The organism is Sphingomonas sp. CFBP 13706 (genome assembly GCF_014842355.1).
Classification (GTDB): Bacteria; Pseudomonadota; Alphaproteobacteria; order Sphingomonadales; family Sphingomonadaceae; genus Sphingomonas; species Sphingomonas aerolata.
Genome location: NZ_JACYVM010000005.1, coordinates 101397 through 116413, shown reverse-complemented (window position 1 = coordinate 116413; position 15017 = coordinate 101397). Strand labels below are relative to the sequence as shown.

Here is a 15017-nt window from a genome sequence, read left to right as displayed (position 1 = left end):
TTTTTTGTAGCGCCACCCGCCCGCTTGCGGCTAAGCGCGCGCGATGACCGACACGCCCCCAGATCGCCTTTCGACCAACCATCGCAGCCCGTTCTTCCAGCAGGAGCTGCTGGAGCGCGGGATCGGCATCCGCTTCAAGGATGGCGTGCGCCACGACGTCGAGGAATATTGCATCTCCGAAGGCTGGATCCGCGTCGCGCTCGGCAAGAAGGTCGATCGCAACGGCAACCCGCTGACGCTGAAACTGTCGGGGCCGGTCGAGGCGTGGTTCGAGCGGCCTGCGGCGAGCGACGCCGACGAGGGCTGAGCCTCTCGTTCACGTAACCTACCCCGTCATCCTGGGCTTGACCCAGGATCCAGAGTCACAGGCGCCACCCTGCGTAACTCTGGATCCTGACTTTCGTCAGGATGACGGGGAAGGGGCGTGGCTTACGCCGCCACGCCCTCCAGCGCCTCGCTCGCCTCGAGCCACTTGGCTTCGCTTGCCTCGAGCTTCGCATTCACCTCGGCGCGACGCTTGCTGAGATCACCCATCGACATGCGCGAGAAGCGCGGCTCGGCGTTGGCCGGGTCGACCATCGCGCGGTCGATCGCGTTGCGTTCCTTGGTGAACTTCGCGGTCTGCTCCTCGACCTCGCGCAGCGTCTTGCGCAGCGCCGCGTCGTTGCTCTTGGCCTCCGCCGCGGCTTTCTTGCCCGCCCTCTTGTCGGCCTTCGACGCAGCATCGCCCTTGCCCGCATCGCCCTTCAGGACGAACGCGATGTAATCGTCGAGGTTGCCGTCGAATTCCTTCGCCGTGCCGCCATCGACCAGCACGAGCCGGTCTGCGGTCAGCTCGAGCATGTGACGGTCATGGCTGACCAGCACGACGGCGCCGGTATAGGCGTTGAGCGCCTGCACCAGCGCCTCGCGCGCGTCGACGTCGAGATGGTTGGTCGGCTCGTCGAGGATGAGCAGGTGCGGCGCGTCGCGCGTGATGAGCGCGAGCGCGAGCCGGGCGCGTTCGCCACCCGACAGCTTGCCGACCTTGGTCGTCGCCTTGTCGCCGGAGAAACCGAACCGGCCGAGCTGGCCGCGCACCGCGGCGGGCGTCGCGCCCTTCATCAGATGCGCCATATGCTCGATCGGCGTATCGTGCGGATCGAGTTCCTCGACCTGATACTGGGTGAAATAGCCGACCTTCATCTTGTTCGACGACGCCATGTCGCCGTCCATCGGCGTCAGCTGCGCCGCGAGCAGCCGCGCGAGCGTGGTCTTGCCGTTGCCGTTGCGCCCGAGCAGCGCGACCCGGTCGTCGGGATCGAGCCGCATGTTGAGCCGCTTCAGAATCGGCACGTCCGCATAGCCCACCGTCGCCATGTCGAGCGTGATCAGCGGTGGGCGCAGCTCGGTGGGGTTGGGGAAGCCGAACGAGAGCGTCGGATCATTATAGCTCTCGGCGATCGGCTGCATCTTCGCCAGCATCTTCTGGCGCGACTGGGCCTGCTTGGCGGTCGAGGCGCGCGCACTGTTCTTCGCGATATACTCCTGCAGCTTCTCGCGCTGCACCGCCTGATTGGCGCGTGCCGCCTCGATCTGCGCCAGACGCTCGGCACGCTGACGCTCGAACGCGTCATAGCCGCCGGGATATAGCGTGATCTTGCCGCCCTGCAGATGCAGGATGTGATCGACGACGTTGTTGAGGAAATCGCGCTCGTGGCTGACGACGACGATCGTCGCCTTGTAGCTTTTGAGGAAGTCCTCGAGCCACATCACCGCTTCGAGATCGAGATGGTTCGAAGGCTCGTCGAGCAGCAGCAGGTCGGGCTGCGAGAACAGCAGGGCGGCGAGCGCGACGCGCATCTTCCAGCCCCCCGAAAAGCTGTCGAGCGTGCGTGCCTGCATTTCCTCGTCAAAGCCGAGGCCGAGCAGGATCTGCGCCGCACGCGCGGGCGCGGTATAGGCGTCGATCGCGATCAGCCGTTCGTACACGTCGCCCAGCCGGTCGGGATCCTCGCTCGTCTCGCTCTCGATCATCAGCGCGGCGCGTTCGAGATCGGCCTCGAGCACGGTCTCGAACGGGGTCTTCACGCCGTGCGGGGCTTCCTGTGCGAGATAGCCGATGCGCGCACCCTTGGGCATGTCCGCGGACCCGTCATCGGGCTCCAACTGCCCTGCGATCACGCGCACCATCGTCGACTTGCCCGCGCCGTTGCGGCCGATCAGCCCGACGCGGCTGCCCGGCGGCAGCGCCGCACTGGCGCCGTCGAGGATAACGCGTCCGCCGAGGCGCACCGTGATATTGTTCAGGTTCAGCATGGCCGCGGGCGTTAGCAGATGCAGCATGGTTTTGCGAGGGGGCGGGCGAGGGGGGCGGCGCCGATCGAGGGGCGGCGCCTTCCTCTCCCGTCATCCTGACGTTCGTCAGGATGACGGGAGGGATGGATCAGTGGACGAAGCGCGCCACGACGTCGCGATACGACCGCGACACCTTCACGCTGGCACCCGAATTGAGCACCAGGAAGCATTCGCCGTTGGTATGCGGCTTCACCTGCTTGACGAGGTCGAGATTGACGATCGTCGAGCGATGCACGCGCTGGAACCGGCGCGGGTCGAGGCGCTTCTCCAGATCCTTCATCGTCTCGCGCAGGATCAGCGTGTTGTCGCCGGTGTAGATGCACATGTAATCGCCGGCTGCGTCGATCCGCTCGATCGTGTCGACATCGACGCGGAAGATCTGGCCGCGATCCTTGATGTTGATGAGCTTTTCGAAGCGGTTGGCGGACACCGCATCGCCGTCCGGCATGTCGGCCGCCGCATCCGGCGCCACGTCGGCAAGCACTTCGCGCAACCGGTCAACCTCCTCGACGCCGCGCTTTTCCGACAGGCGCTGACGGACGCGTTCGATCGTGTCGGCGAGCCGCGACTCCTCGACCGGCTTCATCAGATAATCGACCGCCTGCGCTTCGAACGCGCGCAGCGCGTGGTCCGAATAGGCGGTGACGAAGACGAACAGCGGCGGTTCGACCTCCATCAGCCCCTGGACGACGGAGAAGCCGTCAAAGCCGGGCATCTGGATATCGAGGAAGACGAGATCGGGCTTGTACGTCTTGATCGCGCGAATCGCCTCGCGGCCGTTCGAGCATTTTTCGATGATCTCGACGTCTTCATGCGCCTGGAGGCGGAGTTCGAGCCCCTGGATCGCCAGCGGCTCGTCGTCGACGAGAATGGTACGGATGGTCATGCGGCCTCTCTGTTCACGTCTTCAAGCTGGTAGGGAATCTCGATCTCGACCGAGAAGCCGCCAGCGGGCGTGGAGCGGGTTTCAAAACGATGGTCGGGGCCATATGCCTGCGCCAACCTGTCTCTAATATTAGCGAGCCCGACGCCTGTTGAAAGGCTTGGACTGATCCGGCCCTCGATCAAGCCCGGTCCGGTATCGGATACGGCGATCTGCACCCGTTCCCCGGCCAGCCGCACCGTGACGCAGATTTCGGCGCCTTCCTCCTGCGGCGTGACCGCATATTTGATCGCATTCTCGACCAGCGGTTGCAGCAGAAGCGAGGGCAGGCGGGCGCGCTCGGCGCGCGGGTCGATGTCGAATTTCGGCCGCATCCGGTCCTCGAACCGCATCTTCTCGATCTCGAGATACAGCTTCAGCGTCTCCATCTCCTGCGCGACGGTGACGTGCGCGGTCGGCTCATTGGCCAGCGTGTAGCGCAGGAACGACGACAGCCGCGACAGCATCGCGTTCGCCCGCTCGGTCTGTTTGAGCAGCACGAGCGTCGAGATCGAGTTCAGCGTGTTGAACAGGAAATGCGGGTTGAGCTGATAGCGCAGCATCGCCAGCTGCGCCGAGGAGGCCTGATTCTCCAGATGCTGCATCTGGTCGATCTGTTCCTCGACGATCAGGTAGAAGTTGATCCCGAAATACAGCGCCGACCAGCCCGCCAGCGTGACGAAGTTGAGGAACACGAAGCCGAGCATGCGGGTGATCGTGATTCCCGGCGTCGCGGTCTGGATGAACGAAAAGGAAAAGGCATCGAGCACCGCATAGAGAAACGTCGCCGCCGCCAGCGTCGCGATCGTCAGGAAAAGCCCGATCACGCGCGGGATGCGGCGGTAATAGCCATAGAGCGTCGAGAGCAGCAGCGTGATGCAATAGCCGACGATCGCCTCGATGATGACCGGGATGATCGAGGTGAGCGTGAGGCCGTTCGACACCGACGACACGCCGCGCAGCATCAGATAGCCGCTCCAGCCCACCGCCTGCAGCGTCCAGAACGCGCGCGCCTTGTTCTCGAAGAACGGCCGCGCGGAAAAGGGCAGGCGCGGCGCGGCGCCGGGGGCGGGGGCGGGGGCAGGGGCAGGGGGCGGTGCGGAAGAACTGGCCATGATTGGCCGCGGTCTTACACGCGGGCGGCGGCGGGCGCAAAAGCTGGGTCCTCTATCGCGATGGCGATCGGAACGGCTGGTCGTGTGGGCGCCACTCCCAAATCAGCGGCGCCGTTTTGCAATAAAAAGCCATCGTCCCGGGTGGGACGATGGCTTTTAATCTACATACGTGTGGCGCAGCTTTTAAAAGCCGAAATGCACCGATCCGATGAAGGTCCGCGGCGCACCAAAGGTGAGGCGCGGATTGTTCGACGCGATCGTGTTCGTGCTCAGGTTGCCGAAGTAACGCTCCTTCAGCAGGTTGGACACGTTCAGCTGGAAGAAAGTGTTGTCGAGACCGAACATCTTCAGATCGAGCCGGGCGTCGAGATCAACGACGGTATAGCCTGCCGCACGGAGATCGTTGACGTCGGTAATCCAGCGGCTGCCCGTATGCTTGACCTGCGCACCGACCGACACCGGATCGAACGAGACCTGCGCACGACCACCATACTGCCACTCGGGCGTCTCGACGACGAACTTGCCCTTCGTGGCGACGAGAACCTCTCCGGTCAGCGGATTGGTGGCATCATTCTTAAGCTCGGAGTCGAGATAGGATACGAAACCGTAGAGCGAAACGTGCTTGATCGGCTGAATTCCGAGGCTGGCGTCGATACCCTTGCTCTCGACCTTGCCGACGTTGCGGTCGAGGCTTTGCGTACCGCCACCCTCGAGCTGCACTGTCGAGCTGATGATGCGGTTCTTGTACGAAATATACCAGGCTGCCACCTGCGCCTGGATGATCCGCGAGCTGTACCGCAGGCCCAGATCGAACGAGTCGGTCTTTTCCGGCTGCACTTCTGCGACGGGTGCGATCTTCACGTCGTCGAATGAGTAGAGGTTGTCGGTCTTGGGAACCGAAACACCCTTCGCATAGCTGCCGAAGGTGCTCAGATGATCGAAAATGCTATAGGTGAACCCAACGTTGGGCAGCACGGCATCATAGGCCTTGATACGGTTCTTGTACGGCAGGCCGAAGGCGGCGGTCGTGGCATTTGCCGCAACCTGTGCAGCCGTCTGCGAGGTGCAATACGCGTCGCTCGAGTTGCCAGCGATCGTGTAACAATTGTTGGTCAGGTTGCGACGGAAAAACGGGGCGCGAACACCGAGGGTGACGTCGAGCTTGTCCTCGAAGAAGGTGCCGCGATACTCCCCCGAAATCTGGTGCAGGATTGCGTAGGACAACCGATTGCGCTTGTTCAGGACGTTGCCTGCAGCATCTTCGATTGCGTATTGGCCTTCGCCGTCCAGGGCGCTGAAGACTTCGAAGGGCTGACCCGTGACGTCCAGGCGGCTAGCTTCACCGGTCTGACGATGCCGCGCGCGATCCCAAGTGTAGGCAAGACGAACCGCATTGTGCGAGTCGAACTCGTAGCGCAGGTTGGCGATAGCGGTGAAGCGCTGCGTACGGGTGTTCGATGGCCAATAGACGCGCACGAGGTCGGACGTGTCGCCGTCGCCATTCAGATCCGCTCCGGCTGCGATGCCGGCGCCGACGCGCTGATATTGCTGAGCGTAAGTGCCGTTTGCAGCTGTTGCTGCCGCATTGCTTTCAGCGAACAGCGCCGAGCCGCCGCCATTGGCGCGCGTGAAGCTGTAAGCGCCGTCGAAGGTGAAGGTCAGCTTGTCCGTGATGCCGAAACGGGAGTTGACGCGGACATTGCCCGTGTTGGACGGATTGATCGCCGTTGTCCGGACGTTGCCACACGCGTTGCGATCGCTCTGCTGACCTGCGCCACCGTTCGCCGAGGCAAGGTTGCACGTATAGTCGTACAGGTAGGTGGACGACGTGTCGTCGAACACATAGTCATATTGCGAGTTGCTCAGGTCGAGCGTGTAGGGCGTAGCTGGCGTGATCGTGGTTGCCGCCGGGATGGTCGTGCCGCCAGTCGCCAGACGCGTCCGGATGTTTCCGATCGTGGGATTGCTGTATGAGCTGTTGCGGTTCTGGTTATAGTGCGCAGCAACCGATATGAAGTCGCGACCGCTACCGATCGGCTGGTAGATCTTGCCGTTAAACTGCTGCTTGTCGATCTTTCCGAAACCGCGGAACTGATCGTAGCGCTGCGTGCTGGCTGAAACCCATGCCTTGGTTCCGAACGACGTCAGCGTACCGGTATTCAGCAGGACGAACGCGCGGTTCATGTCGTTCGTGCCATGGGAGAATGCCCCGACCGCACCGATCTTGTCCGTCGGCGTGAGCGAACGATAGTTGACCGTGCCGCCAGAGGCGCTGGCGGTCGGCGAGTCGACGTCCGTCGCGCCAAAATTGACGTTGACCTGTTCGATCAGTTCCGGATCGAGCTGCTGGTTCGAATAGATCGAATAGTTGCCGGAATCGTTCAGCGGGATGCCGTCGAACGTCAGGGAAACGCGGTCACCGCTGAAGCCACGGATGCGCAGCTGGCCACCCGAACCACCATAGGGGTCGCTGTTGGTGAAGCTGACGCCTGGGACGAGGTTGATCGTGTCCAAAATCGTCTGGCCGGGCGTCCGGCGCTCGATCAGCTCCTGCGTGATGACTGCCTTTGCCTTGGGCGTATCCGGCGATTGAATCCCGTTGATGTTCGGCTGTGTGCGCGTCCCACTAACGACAATATCGTTCTCTACCTCGGCCGTTGCCGTCGACTGCGCGAAAGCGCTGGCTGGGGCCATGAGCGCGACGGCCGCCGCACCCAGGAAAAGGTTGTTACGCATTTGAAATGTCCCCTTTGAGCTTATGCTCGAGATCCGCGACGTATCGTTCGGTCAGTCGCGCCCCTGCGCTCCAAATATTTCGGTTCCATGACATTGGCGAGTCGCGAGTTGCGCCGGACGCACTCCGTCATATTGCGTTGCAAAAAAGCCACGGCCCGGCATCGATTGGTCCGCCACGGAACCAATCTCGATCAAGTGCGTGAGGCGTTGCGCGTTCAGCTCGCCGCGACGATCGCCGCCCATTCCGCCTCGGTGATCACGCGGATCCCGAGGTCGGTCGCTTTCTTCAGCTTCGACCCCGCGCCGGGGCCGGCGATGACGAGGTCGGTCTTGGCGGAGACCGACGCCGCGACGCGCGCGCCGAGCAGCTCGGCCTGCGCCTTGGCCTCATCGCGGCTGAGCGTCTCGAGGCTGCCGGTGAAGACCAGCGTCTGGCCGCTGACGTCCGAATCGCGGGTTTCATGGACGACGTCGGCGGGCGTCACCTCGCGCAGCAGGTCGAACACGACCGCGCGATTGTGCGGTTCGGCGCAGAAGCCGATCAGCGCGTTGGCAACCTCGGGGCCGACGCCCGCCGTCTCGATCACGCCGACGAGCAGCTTGTCGCGGCGCAGGACATATTTGCGTTCGGGCTCGCCGAGTACCGGCGTGATGCTGTGATACAGGAACACCGCGCGGCGCAGCATGCTGCCGAGCGCCTTGGCCGAGCGATAGCGGCGGGCGAGGTCGCGTGCGGTGATCTCGCCGACATGGCGGATGCCGAGCGAGAAGAGGAAGCGGTCGAGCGCGATGCTGCGTCGCGCGTCGATCGCCGCGATCAGCTTGGCCGCCCAGACGCGGCCGTCCTTCTTGCGCGCGACGAGCTGCTCCTCGGTGAGGCGGAAGATGTCGGCGGGCGATTCGATCAGCCCGTCGCGGAAGAACGCCTCGACCAGGGTCTGGCCGAGCCCGCCAATGTCGAAGGCGTGGCGCGAGGTGAAATGGATGAGCCGCTCGACACGTTGTGCGGGGCAGATCAGCCCGCCGGTGCAGCGATAGACGACCTCACCCTCCTCGCGCTCGGCCGCCGACCCGCAGTCGGGGCAGAGCCGGTCGAAGACATAGGCGGGGCGATCCTCGGCGGCTGTCAGGCTCTCGACGATCTGTGGGATGACGTCGCCCGCGCGCTGGACGAGGACGCGGTCGCCGACGCGGACGCCGAGCCGTTCGATTTCGTCGAAATTGTGGAGCGTCGCGTTGGTGACGACGACGCCGCCGACGGTCACGGGATCGAGCCGCGCGACCGGGGTCAGCGCGCCGGTGCGCCCGACCTGGATGTCGATCGCGTTGAGCGTGGTCTGCGCGCGCTCGGCGGGGAATTTGTGCGCGATCGCCCAGCGCGGCGCGCGCGCGACCTGGCCAAGTCGCGCCTGCCAGTCGAGCCGGTCGACCTTGTACACGACGCCGTCGATGTCGAAGGGGAGCTCCGCCCGGCCGGCCTCGATCGCACGGTAGATTCCGAGCGCGCCCTGTTCGTCCTCGACGCGCGCGAAGCCGTCGGCGACCGCGAAGCCCCAGGCGCGGAACTGGTCGACGATCGCGGACTGCGTCTCCCCGGGGACCGCGCTCGCCTCGCCCCAGCCATGCGCGAGGAAGCGCAGCGTGCGCTCGGCGGTGATGCTCGCGTCCTTCTGGCGGAGCGAGCCGGCGGCGGCGTTGCGCGGGTTGGCGAACTGGCGCGCCTCCTTGCCGGTCTGCTCCGCTTCCGCGAGCAGGCGGGCGTTGAGCGCGGCGAAGTCGGCTTTGGCCATATAGACCTCGCCGCGGATCTCGAAGACCGCGGGGTAGGGGGGCTCGCCCGCCAGTTGCTGGGGGATGTCGGCGATCGTGCGGACATTGGCGGTGACGTCCTCGCCGACCTGGCCGTCGCCGCGGGTCAGCGCCTGGACCAGCCGGCCGTCTTCGTAGCGCAGCGAGCAGGACAGGCCGTCGATCTTGGGCTCGGCGGTGAGCGCAACGGGGGCGTCGTCGGCGAGCTTGAGGAAGCGGCGGACACGCCCGACGAACTCCTCGACCTCCTCGTCCGAAAACGCGTTGTCGAGGCTCATCATCGGCTTGGCGTGCGCGACCTTTGACAGATGCCCGGCGGGTGCGGCACCGACGCTGCGGCTCGGCGAATCGGCGCGGACGCTGGCGGGGAAGGCGGCCTCGATCGCGGTGTTGCGGCGGACCAGCGCGTCATACTCCGCGTCGCTGATCTCGGGCGCGTCGTCGGTGTGATAGCGCGCATTGTGATAGGCGATGCGCTCGGCGAGCGTCGCCAGCTCGGCGGCGGCCTCCGCTTCGGTGGCGGGAAGGGCGGACGTGGGCAGCGCGGTCATGATCGCGGGGTTAGGCAGCTGCCCCGCGCGCGGCAAGAGCGTCAGGCGGTTTCGAGCAACCGTTCGGCCTGCGCGCGCGCCTCGTCGGTGATCGTCGCGCCCGAGAGCATGCGGGCGATCTCCTCACGGCGTTCGGCCTCGTCGAGCGCGCGGACGCCGGTGCGGGTGACGGTGCCATCGTTGCTTTTCGCGATCAGCAAATGCTTGGCGCCGCGCGCCGCGACCTGCGGGCTGTGCGTGACGACGAGCAGCTGCGTGCTCTGCGCGAGCCGTGCGAGTCGCTCGCCGATCGCGCTGGCGACAGCGCCGCCAACGCCGCGGTCGATCTCGTCGAACACCATCGTCGTCGCGCCGCCTTCCTCCGCGAGCGCGACCTTCAAGGCGAGGATGAAGCGCGACAATTCGCCGCCGCTGGCGATCTTGGTGAGGCCGGCGAACGGCGCGCCGGGGTTGGTCGAGATCTCGAACTCGACACGGTCCTTGCCCGCGCCCGACCAGCCCTCCTCGCCGAGCGGGGCGCAGACGGTGCGGAAACGGGCGGCGTCGAGTTTCAGCGGCGCGAGTTCGCCCGCGACCGCGGTGTCGAGTCGCAGCGCCGCCTTGGCGCGGCGGGCCGAGAGCGCGTCCGCAGCTTTGTCGTACGCTGCGCGCGCCTTGGCGAGCGTCGCCTTAAGCAACGCGATACCGCCTTCGCCCGCGTCGAGTCGTTCGAGCCGGGCGCGCATCTCGTCGGTCAGCGCGGCGAGGTCATCGGGCTGGACGCGATGCTTGCGTGCCATCGCGCGGAGTTCGAACAGCCGCGCCTCGTCATCCTCGAGGCTGCGCGGGTCATAGGCGAGGTCGATCCGCGCATCGCGCATTCGTTCCTCGGCGACCGATCCCTCGATCACCGCGCGATCGACCGCGGCGAGCGCGTCGGCGAGTGCGACATGGTCGCCGGAGATCCGTTCGAGCACGCGCGCGGCCTGGCGCAGCTTGGCGAGCCCGCCGTCGGATCCTTCGAGATAGTCGTCGATCGCCGACAGGTCGTCCGCGATCTTCTCCGCGCGCTGCATCGATCGGCGGGTATCGGCGAGCGTTTCCTCCTCGCCCGGCTCGGCACCGAGTGCGGTCAGTTCGGCGACGGTGTGTTCGAGCCAGTCGCGATCGCGCGCGGCGCTTTCGATATCCGCGCGGGCAGTGGCAAGCGCATCCTCGGCCTCGCGAAGTGCGGTCCAGGCGCGGGTCGTCGCGGCGGGTTCGGTACGGCCGAAAATGTCGAGCAGCGCGCGGTGGCCGCGCGGGTTGAGCAGCCCGCGCTCGTCATGCTGGCCGTGAATCTCGACCAGCGTCGGCGCCATCTCGCGTAGCAGGCCAGCGGAGGCGGGCTGGTCGTTGACGAAGCCGCGGCTGCCGCCATCGGCCTTGACGATACGGCGGATAATCAGCGGTTCGCCCGCCTCGATCGTCAGCCCGTTCTCATCGAGCAGCGCCATCAGCGGCGTGCCGGGGGCGGGCGGATCGAAGGTCGCGGTGACCACCGCCTGCGCAGCACCATGCCGGACCAGTCCGCTGTCGCCGCGACCGCCGAGCGCGAGTCCGAGCGCATCGAGCAGAATCGACTTGCCCGCGCCGGTCTCGCCGGTCAGCACGCCGAGCCCCGGGCCGAAGCCGAGGTCGAGCGCCTCGATCAATACCACGTCGCGGATGGAGAGTTCTGTCAGCATCGGTTCGTCCCTTAGACGATCCGGATGCGAAAATGATCCCCCAATGTTCTGGTTCGTCAGTGGGGCTAGGGGCCGTTCGTCATTTCGAAGCGCGCGACGCCAATCGTCATCCTGACGAACGTCAGGACCCAGGGTTACGCGCGTGCCGTTGATGGCTCTGGGTCCTGACTTTCGTCAGGATGACGTTGCTCGGGGGACGGGGCCGAGCCCCTATGTCCTTAGTTGCCTGGCGTGGTGCGCGTCGTGCCGGCGGGGCCGACCGGGCCCGACCCGCCTGCCGCAGCGGAACCAGAGCCGCCATTGCCGGGCGAGCCTGGGATTGCCGGGGTCTCGCCGAGGCCAGCGGCGGGGAGCGCGCCGGGGGTGCCGGCGGGGACGATCTGCGCGCCCGTCGCGATCGGTGCCAGCGGCTTGACCGGATGCTCCTGCATCAGCTTGTACGCGCGCTGATACCAGGGCGTGCCCGGATAGTTGCGACCCAGCACGGCCGCGGCCTTCTCGGCCTCGATCGGCACGCCAAGCGCGAGATAGGTCTCGGTCAGACGCATCAGCGCCTCGGGGGTGTGCGTGGTCTGCTGATACTGGTCGATCACGGTGCGGAACCGCCCGTTCGCCGCGAGCCACTGGCCGCGCGTCTCGTAGAAGCGACCGATCTCCATCTCCTTGCCGCCAAGGTGATCGTTGACGAGATCGATCTTCAGCCGCGCATCCGACGCATAGCGCGTGTTCGGATACCGCCGCGTCAGCTCGCCCAGTGCGTCGAGCGCCTGGCGCGTGATCTTCTGGTCGCGCGTGACGTCGGTGATCTGCTCGTAATAGCCGAGCGCGATCAGGTAATAGGCATAGGGCGCGTCGCGGTTGCCGGGGTGGACGGCGATAAACCGCTGCGCCGACTGGATCGACTTGGTATAGTCGGTGTCGAGATAATAGCTGAACGCGCTCATGATCTGCGCACGGCGGGCCCAGATCGAATAGGGATGCTGGCGCTCGACCTCGTCGAACAGCTGCGCCGATTCCTTGTAGCGCCCCTGGTCGAGCCGCTTCTTCGCCAGCGAGTAGAGCGTGCCCACGTCGCGCGCGACATACGGGATGTCGGTGGAGGTGCGCGAACTCGCGCACCCGGCCATGGGGAGCGCTATGGCGGCGAGGAGCGCGATCGAGAGCGCGCGAGACTGGGGGATACGCATGGACGTCGTCCTTAGCGTAACCGGGGGCACGCGAACAATCCCCCCTAGCGAGGGGGTTTGGAGGCGTCTGAAGCAGCGGCCTTCGGGGCGGTCTATTCAGCCACAATTCACCGGTCGACGGGCGCGATACGCCTGGCGCGATGTCGCGTCGACGACGGGACATTCCCGGCGTCTCGCCAGTTGGGCCCCGGGGCGCTATGTCGCGCCAGTCCGCCAGCCTTGAGAAGGAACGTTTGATGCCCGCCACCCTGCTTCACACCCATCGTGTCGAGAAGCCCTGGGGACGCCACACGCTGTGGCCCGGCTTTGACGATCCCGCCCCCGGTGCGCCGGCGATCGGCGAGGTCTGGTTTCAGGAGCCCGGCGACACGACCCCCGATCTGCTGATCAAATATCTGTTCACCAGCGAGAAGTTGTCGGTGCAGGTCCATCCCGACGACGACCAGGCGCATGCGCGCGGCCTGCCACGAGGCAAGGACGAATGCTGGACGGTACTGGCCGCCGAACCCGATTCGACGATCGCCGTCGGTACCAAGGCGCCGATGTCGCGCGACGACCTGCGCGCGGCCGCGATCGACGGCACCATCGAGGACAAGCTTTACTGGAAGCCGGTCAAGGCGGGCGATTTCATGTACTGCGCCTCCGACACGATCCACGCGATCGGCGGCGGCCTGACGGTGATCGAAGTCCAGCAGAACTCGGAAACCACCTATCGCCTTTACGATTATGGCAGCGACCGCGAACTGCACCTCGACGACGGCATCGCGGTTTCAGACCCGGTGCCCTATCAGCCGATCACGTCGCCGGGCGTCGTTTCCGAAGGCCGGACGATCCAGGTCGAAGGCCCCAAGTTCGTGCTCGAGCGCTGGACCGGTGGCGAGCATGCGGTGACCCTGCCCGAGGGGCGGACCGCCTGGCTGATCCCGATCACCGGATCGGGCAGCGTCGCGGGCGTCGCGTTCAAGGCGGGCGAGTGCGTGACCGTGACCGGGTCCGAGCGGATCGAGGCCAGCGACGATGCCGACCTGCTGTTCGCCTATGCGGGCGACACGCGGATCTGATCGGGCGCTGCGGCGGGGGGCGATGCGCCTCCCGCCGCCCCATCGATGCGACCGGCCAGATACGCGTCGATCCGTGCGGCGGCGTCGGTTGGTACGTGCAGCCCAAGCTTGCTGCGGCGATACAGGATGTCGGCCGCCGACCGTGCCCATTCCTGATCGACGAGATAGTCGATCTCGGCGGCATGAAGCCCCGCGCCGAAATCCTCGCCAAGCTCGGTGGTGGTCCGCGCCGCGCCGAGGATCCGGTCCACCCGCGTACCGTAGGCGCGGCCGAGTCGGCGCAGCAGCGTGGTCGACAGGTCTGGGTACGTCCGGATCAGCGCTGCGAGATACCGGTCGAAATCGCTCTCGGGCAGATCGCCACCGGGCAGCGCGACCGTCGCGGTCCAGCTTTTTGTCAGGTCCGTGCTTCGATCGGGGAAGAAGGGGGCAAGCTGGATCATCGCGTGCTCGGCGAGCTTGCGATAAGTCGTGATCTTGCCGCCGAAGATACTCAGCATCGCCGCGCGATCCTCCGCGGCATCGAGATCGAGCACATAGTCGCGTGTCACCGCCGACGCACTGGCCGCATGATCGTCATAGAGCGGGCGGATCCCCGAATAGCTCCAGACGATGTCGGCGGGGGTGATGCCACGCTGGAAATACCGGTCGATGGTGTCGCATAGATAGGCGGTCTCGGCGGCGTCGATCGTCGCGGGGCCGGGGGCGCCCTGCCATGCCTCGTCGGTGGTGCCGATCAGCGTGAAGCGACTTTCATAGGGAATCGCGAAGACGACGCGCTTGTCCGGGTTCTGTAACAGCAAGGCGTGATCGCCCGCATAGAGGCGCGGCACGACGATGTGGCTGCCCTTGATCAGCCGGACGCCGCGGTCGCGGCGCGAATCGGGCACCTTCCCCAGCACATCGGCGACCCAGGGTCCCGCCGCGTTGACGAGCACGCGGGCGGTGACGGTCCGCTCGCCCTGCGCATCGCCGATCGTCGCGGACCAGCCGCCATCCTGACGGGCCGCCGCGACCAGCCGGGTACGCGTCAGGATCGTCGCGCCGCGTTCTGCCGCGTCGCGCGCGTTGAGGACGACCAGCCGGCTGTCCTCCACCCAGCAATCCGAATAGACGAAGGCACGCGTCGCGCCGGGTTTCAGCCCGTCGCCCAGCGGATCGCGGTCGAGACGCACGGTCCGCGTCGCGGGCAGGATCTTGCGGCCGCCCAGATGGTCGTAGAGGAACAGCCCGAGCCGGACCATCCAGGCGGGACGCGGCGAATGCGTCTGCGGCAGGACGAACTGCAGCGGCCAGATGATGTGCGGCGCGATCGCCAGCAGCCGCTCGCGTTCGATCAGCGCCTCGCGCACCAGCCGGAGCTCGCCATATTCGAGATAGCGCAATCCGCCATGGATCAGCTTGGTGCTGGCCGACGAGGTATGGCTGGCCAGATCGTCCTGCTCGACCAGCAGGACCGACAGCCCGCGCCCGGCGGCATCGCGCGCGATCCCGGTGCCGTTGATGCCGCCACCGACGATCAACAGGTCGACGTCGAATTTCGCGGGCGTTTTCATCATCGTCTCCCGTTTACCACCGCGGGCCGACCGGTGG

The 15017-nt window shown here is 66.0% G+C and carries 10 protein-coding genes; 2 read left to right on the top strand and 8 right to left on the bottom strand.

Annotated features, from left to right (window positions below; translation table 11 throughout):
- The first annotated feature begins 43 nt into the window (after positions 1 to 43).
- Positions 44 to 307, top strand: coding sequence for a DUF3297 family protein (locus tag IFS44_RS11225; RefSeq protein ID WP_037529686.1), 264 nt, complete (start codon positions 44 to 46; stop codon positions 305 to 307).
- Positions 308 to 429: 122 nt separating this feature from the next.
- On the opposite strand, the gene IFS44_RS11220 is transcribed toward IFS44_RS11225, so the two are convergent.
- The 7 genes from IFS44_RS11220 to IFS44_RS11190 all read right to left on the bottom strand — a co-directional run bounded on the left by IFS44_RS11220 (position 430) and on the right by IFS44_RS11190 (position 12363).
- Positions 430 to 2298, bottom strand: coding sequence for an ABC-F family ATP-binding cassette domain-containing protein (locus tag IFS44_RS11220; RefSeq protein ID WP_192098513.1), 1869 nt, complete (start codon positions 2296 to 2298; stop codon positions 430 to 432).
- Positions 2299 to 2425: 127 nt separating this feature from the next.
- Positions 2426 to 3223, bottom strand: a complete 798-nt coding sequence (locus IFS44_RS11215; protein ID WP_192098512.1) for a LytR/AlgR family response regulator transcription factor — start codon at positions 3221 to 3223, stop codon at positions 2426 to 2428.
- Entirely contained in the window at positions 3220 to 4374 is a 1155-nt protein-coding gene (locus IFS44_RS11210; RefSeq protein WP_192098511.1) for a sensor histidine kinase, read from the bottom strand. The genes IFS44_RS11215 and IFS44_RS11210 overlap by 4 nt, the downstream gene beginning before the upstream one ends.
- Positions 4375 to 4557: 183 nt before the next feature.
- Complete coding sequence (locus tag IFS44_RS11205; RefSeq protein ID WP_166746749.1) at positions 4558 to 7110, bottom strand: TonB-dependent receptor; 2553 nt, start codon at positions 7108 to 7110, stop codon at positions 4558 to 4560.
- Positions 7111 to 7325: 215 nt separating this feature from the next.
- Positions 7326 to 9470 carry an NAD-dependent DNA ligase LigA gene (gene ligA, locus IFS44_RS11200; RefSeq protein ID WP_192098510.1) on the bottom strand — a complete coding sequence of 715 codons (2145 nt, stop codon included), beginning with the start codon at positions 9468 to 9470 and terminating at the stop codon, positions 7326 to 7328.
- A gap of 41 nt (positions 9471 to 9511) precedes the next feature.
- Complete coding sequence (recN, locus tag IFS44_RS11195; protein WP_192098509.1) at positions 9512 to 11176, bottom strand: DNA repair protein RecN; 1665 nt, start codon at positions 11174 to 11176, stop codon at positions 9512 to 9514.
- Positions 11177 to 11394: 218 nt separating this feature from the next.
- A complete protein-coding gene (locus IFS44_RS11190; RefSeq protein WP_056407265.1) occupies positions 11395 to 12363 on the bottom strand; it encodes an outer membrane protein assembly factor BamD in 969 nt (322 codons plus the stop codon).
- 236 nt (positions 12364 to 12599) lie between these two features.
- Here IFS44_RS11190 and IFS44_RS11185 point away from each other — a divergent pair, with 236 nt between their 5' ends.
- Positions 12600 to 13424, top strand: coding sequence for a phosphoheptose isomerase (locus IFS44_RS11185; RefSeq protein ID WP_031395027.1), 825 nt, complete (start codon positions 12600 to 12602; stop codon positions 13422 to 13424).
- On the opposite strand, the gene IFS44_RS11180 is transcribed toward IFS44_RS11185, so the two are convergent.
- Positions 13400 to 14980 (bottom strand): glycerol-3-phosphate dehydrogenase, encoded by a 1581-nt coding sequence (locus tag IFS44_RS11180; RefSeq protein ID WP_244650200.1) that lies wholly within the window; start codon positions 14978 to 14980, stop codon positions 13400 to 13402. The genes IFS44_RS11185 and IFS44_RS11180 overlap by 25 nt on opposite strands.
- Between the last annotated feature and the right edge of the window lie 37 nt (positions 14981 to 15017).